The following is an 817-nucleotide window of genomic DNA, read 5'->3' on the forward strand; positions in this document are numbered from 1 at the left end:
TTCCATGACCTGCTTGGCGCCGCTCATGGCGACATACAACATTCGATCCACTGGGTGCTCCTGGTGTCAGTCGTTCTGCGTTGCTGTTGCCGCGTCAGCGGATGTTCATCAGCGTCTGCATGACCTGGTCCTGCGTCTTCACGGTCTGCGCATTGGCCTGGTAGTTGCGCTGCGCGACGATCAGGTTGACCAGCTCGGAGGTGAGGTCGACGTTGGACGACTCGAGCGCGCCCGACTGCAGCGCGCCGAGCTTGGTGCCTTCGCCCGGGGTGCCGGTGAGTGCGTTGCCCGAGGCCTGCGTTTCGGCCCACACGTTGTCGCCCTTGGGCTCCAGGCCGTTCGGGTTGGCGAACGACGACAGCACGATCTGGCCCAGCAGCTTGGTCTGTTCGTTGGAGAACTTGCCGGTGATGGTGCCGTCGGCGTTGATCGAGAACGAGGTGAGTTCGCCCGAACGGTAGCCGTCTTGTGCGAGCTTGCTCATGGCATTGGCCGCGCCGAACTGCGTGGTGCCCGAAAGGTCGACCGTGGCGCTCAGCGCCGCGGCGCCGTTGGTGAAGGTGATGGGGCCGATGTTCAGCTGGCCGTTGGCAGGCGCGGTCATCTTGCCGCTGGAGTCGAAGGTCAGCGTGGTGAGCGCGGCACCGGCGTTGAGCGCTGCGCCGTCGGAGGTGCCGTACACGCTCCAGGTGTTGGCGGGGGTGGCGCTCTTCACGAAGTACACGGACACGTCGTGCGGGTTGCCCAGCGAGTCGTAGATGGGACCGACGGCGTTCGAGTAGTTGAAGGTGTCGGAGTCGGCCGCGTTGAAAGGCGT

At 64.9% G+C, this 817-nt stretch carries 1 protein-coding gene; it reads right to left on the reverse strand.

What is annotated here, in order from left to right:
- Positions 1 to 94: 94 nt before the first annotated feature.
- Positions 95 to 817 (reverse strand): flagellar hook protein FlgE (locus ACSFA2_RS25470; RefSeq protein WP_435458118.1); only part of this gene is annotated, 723 nt, incomplete at its 5' end.

The organism is Variovorax cryoconiti (assembly GCF_051216395.1).
Taxonomy (GTDB): Bacteria; Pseudomonadota; Gammaproteobacteria; order Burkholderiales; family Burkholderiaceae_C; genus Variovorax.